At 76.0% G+C, this 3,838-nt stretch carries 3 protein-coding genes and 1 pseudogene; 2 read left to right on the top strand and 2 right to left on the bottom strand.

Translation table 11 applies throughout. The features are described 5' to 3' along the window. Together SZN_RS36085 and SZN_RS36090 are read right to left on the bottom strand one after the other, a co-directional pair. A pseudogene (locus SZN_RS36085) lies at positions 1-945 on the bottom strand (hypothetical protein); the annotation flags it as partial. Between the two features lie 202 nt (positions 946-1,147). Next, complete coding sequence (locus SZN_RS36090) at positions 1,148-2,533, bottom strand: NsdA family TPR-like regulatory protein (RefSeq protein ID WP_007505395.1); 1,386 nt, start codon at positions 2,531-2,533, stop codon at positions 1,148-1,150. 317 nt (positions 2,534-2,850) lie between these two features. Here SZN_RS36090 and SZN_RS36095 point away from each other — a divergent pair, with 317 nt between their 5' ends. Together SZN_RS36095 and SZN_RS36100 are read left to right on the top strand one after the other, a co-directional pair. Then, entirely contained in the window at positions 2,851-3,513 is a 663-nt protein-coding gene (locus SZN_RS36095) for a bifunctional DNA primase/polymerase (RefSeq protein ID WP_086021499.1), read from the top strand. A gap of 162 nt (positions 3,514-3,675) precedes the next feature. Continuing rightward, a partial coding sequence (locus SZN_RS36100) for an ATP-binding cassette domain-containing protein (protein ID WP_007505397.1) occupies positions 3,676-3,838 on the top strand: 163 nt, incomplete at its 3' end.

A 3,838-nucleotide genomic window follows, 5' to 3' on the forward strand; every position in this document is an offset into this window, starting at 1 on the left:
GCCGCGCCCGCCACCCAGCACATGCCGGGCGTCCTGGACGCGCGGCATGTGCTGGGTGGCGGGCGCGGCGCCCGCACCGCCGGGTCCGCCGCGGAAGAGGCTGTCGAAGTCGGAGGGGGGCCTGCGCTGCCCCGCCGCGCCGGAGGGCTGCCCGGTCACGGGCGGGAGGAACTGCGTGGGGGCGGCGTCGGCGCCGGACGCGGGCGGCATGGGTCCGGCGCCGCCCTGGTGCCGGGCCCGGCCCAGCACCTGCGTGCTCTCCCCGGCGGCCTCGGGCGGCAGCGCCCCCGGTCCCACCGGCGGGAGGAACTGGGTCGCCCCCTCGTCCACGGGGGCCGCGGGCACGGGGGGTATGAAGCGGGTGGCCTGCTCGTCGGGTCCCGCGGGCGGGCCGGTGACCGGCGGGATGAACTGCGTGGCGCCCTCGTCGACGGGCGGCAGCGGGGCCCCGTACCCCTGCGGCGGGTACGGCGTGCCCGCTCCCGCGGGCGGCAACGGGGCGCCGCCGTACGGCTGCTGGGGCGCGGGCATCGGTGCGCCCGCCGGGTCGCCGTGGCCGTAGGAGCCCGGCTGCGGACCGGCGCCGTAGCCCCCGAGCTGCTGCGCGGCGTGCGCGCCGGCGGCGTCCTGCGACCCGCCCCAGTGGTCCTGCGCCGGGTACGTGCGCTCCGGCTCGCCCCACGGCTGCCCGCCCTGCGCGCCCCAGGGCTGCCCCTGGGCGGGGGGCGGGGCCGTGTGCTGCTCCGGCCCCCAGGGGGTGCCCCACTCCTGGCCGCCGGGCGGGGCCGACGGCCGGGGTGCGGCCGGCGGCGCGGCCGGTACCGGGGCGGGGCCGTAACCGCCCGCCGTTCCCGGCAGCAGCGGCTCACCACCGTCGGAGGGCAGCACGATGCCTTCGCGCGCGGGCCGCGCCGACGGCTCCTCGCCCTGTCCGCTCTGCGTCACCGGGACTCCTACGAATGGGGGACCTTGTGCGTCGTCGGCTCACGCTACCGGCTCCGCCGACAACGGTGCCACGCAGCCCGGGGCGTGATCCCGGTCCCGGCGACCGCCGTGACAATTCCGGTCCCTCATCCGCTGTATACGTCCCCTTCCGCCGCGTACACCTTGTTTTCCCCGCCGTTCACGCCCCGGCAGCCCGGGGTTTTCAGGCCGCCGCCTGAAGCTCCATCCGGGCCCCGAACTCCCTTACCACAGGCTCGTCCCGGTAGGGCTCCAGCCGCTGCTGGAAGTCCTCCAGGTACTCGGCGCCCCGGTGGGAGCGCAGCGTCTCCAGCAGCTCGACCGCCTTCAGCCCGGTGTGGCAGGCCAGTTCGATCTCCCGCTGCTGCACCTGTGCCGTGGCGAGCAGCACATAGCCGAGGGCGCGGCGCCTCGCCTTCGTCGCGGGCAGCCCGGCCAGCGACTCCTGGGCGCGCCGCGCCGCCGCCTCGGCCTGCCCGAGGTCGCGGTGGCAGTGCGCCAACTCGTCGGCGAGGTACGCCTCGTCGAAGTGCCTGATCCACGCCGGGTCGTCCCCGGACCGCGGATCGGCCGTCTCCAGCGCGGCGACCGCGCGCCCGGACGCGGTCTGCGCGGAGCGCGCGTCGCCCAGCAGGGCGTGCCCCCGGGCCTCGGCCGCGTGGAACATCGCCTCCGCCCGGGGTGTGACGCGCCCCCGTGCGCCCTCCTGCGCCGCCCGCGCCAACTGCGCGATCTCCCGCGGGTTCCCGAGCTGCGCGGCGAGATGGCTCATGGAGGCGGCCAGCACATAGCCGCCGTAGCCGCGGTCCCCGGCCGCCTGCGCGAGCCGCAGGGCCTGGATGTAGTACCGCTGGGCCAGGCCCGGTTGCCCGGTGTCGACGGCCATGTACCCGGCCAGCTCGGTCAACCGGGAGACGGCGGCGAAGAGTTCGCGTCCGACCGCCTCCCGGTAGGAGCCGGCCAGCAGCCCGGAGACGACGCTGTTGAGGTAGTGCACGACGACCGGGCGCACATGGCCGCTGCCGTACTGGTGGTCGAGTTCGACCAGCGCCTGGGTCATGGCGCGCACGGCCTGCACGTCGGACTGGCCCACCCGCGGTCCCGCCGCGCGCGAGACCTGCGGGTCCGGGGACGAGATCAGCCAGTCGCGGCTGGGCTCGACCAGCGCGGACGCGGCGACGGAGGAGCCGGACAGGAAGTCCCGCCGCCCGACGTCGCTGCGCCACAGCTCACACACCTGCTCGATCGCGCCGAGCACGGTCGGCGAGAACTGCAGGCCGACGCCCGAGGCGAGGTTCTTGCCGTTGGCCATCCCGATCTCGTCGATCGTGACCGTCCGGCCCAGCTTGCGGCCGAGCGCCTCGGCGATGACGGCCGGCGCCCGCCCCCGCGGCTGCTGTCCGCGCAGCCAGCGGGCCACGGACGTCTTGTCGTAGCGCAGATCGAGGCCGTGCTCGGCGCCGCACATGTTGACCCTGCGGGCGAGCCCGGCGTTCGAGCAGCCCGCTTCCTGGATGAGCGCCTGCAGCCGTTCGTTCGGCTGCCGCGCGACGAGAGGCCTTGCGGCCATGGCGTACCCCCTGTGGCTGCGGTGCCTGCCCGCGCACCGAGTTGACGTCTCTTCCACGGCCGGATCGGGTGCGGGGCGCCGGCTGCGCACCGCCGAGTCCCGGCCGTGAAGATCAATGCCCCGTAGGCACAGTGAAAATGCGAGGCTTGTGACGATTGCCGGGGTGAAGGCGAGAGCCGGCCCCCCTCTGGGCTACCCAGCCGCGGCGGCGCTTCCCCGCGCGCGCCCCCGGACATGCACCCATGCGCCCCGGGAGGGGGTCCGGTGCTCCTCCCCGGCGCGCGCCGCGCCCGTAACCCGGGGTGGGCGCGGGAGTTGTGCTCAGCGTGGAAGAGACGATCCCGGCCACCGAAGCCGCACAGATTCCGAAGCAGCGCGGGGAATCCCTGCTCGAGACCGCCGTTCGCTACGCCGAGGAGCGCCACTGGGACGTGTTCCCGGGGACCTGGCTGGAGACCGTCGACGGCGTGCCGTACTGCTCCTGCGGTGACACCGGTTGCCCCGCGCCCGGGGCGCACCCCACGCGCCCGGACTGGGCGACGCAGGCGACCGGGAGCGCGACCGTCGCGCGGCGGATGTGGCAGAAGCAGCCCGACGCGGCGGTCCTGCTGCCGACGGGCCGGACCTTCGACGCCCTCTGCGTCCCGGAGACGGCGGGCTTCCTCGCGCTGGCCCGGATGGAGCGGATGCAGCTGACGCTGGGGCCGGTGACGCTGGCGCCGGATCGCCGGATGCACTTCTTCGTGCTGCCGGGCGCCTCGGTGAAGCTTCCCGAACTGGTCCGCAAGCTCGGGTGGTCGATCGGCTCGCTGGACCTCGTGGCGCTCGGCGAGGGCGCGTACGTGGCGGGGCCGCCGACCCGGTTCGGCTCGCGGGGCGCGGTGCAGTGGGCGTGCCGGCCCACGCTCGCCAACCGCTGGCTGCCGGACGCGGAGGAGCTGATCTCCCCGCTCGCCTACGCCTGCGGCCGGGATCGCTGAGGACGCGCCGGGCGGCAGCGCCGGGCGGCAGCGCCGGGCGGCAGCGCCGGGCGGCAGCGCCGGGCGGATCGTGCCCCGCGGTCGCGCGCTTCGGGGCCGCCGGTCGCGTCCTCCCCGTGGAGCCGCCTCCCGCGGCGGCACCGGTCCCCGTAGGTTGGCGTCATGACGTCGGCCGTGAGTGTGCGTGGGCTCTGGAAGCGGTTCGGGCAGCAGGTGGCTGTCGCGGGCATCGATCTCGAACTGCCCGCGGGGAAGTTCATCGGGCTCGTGGGGCCCAACGGAGCAGGCAAGACCACCACCCTGTCCATGGTGACGGGGCTGCTCA

The sequence above is a fragment of the Streptomyces zinciresistens K42 genome (genome assembly GCF_000225525.1).
GTDB classification, from domain to species: domain Bacteria; phylum Actinomycetota; class Actinomycetes; order Streptomycetales; family Streptomycetaceae; genus Streptomyces; species Streptomyces zinciresistens.

Excerpts from the sequence above, each read along its gene's own strand:
- SZN_RS36090 (WP_007505395.1), bottom strand. The coding sequence starts at position 2,533 with ATGGCCGCAAGGCCTCTCGTCGCGCGGCAGCCGAACGAACGGCTGCAG.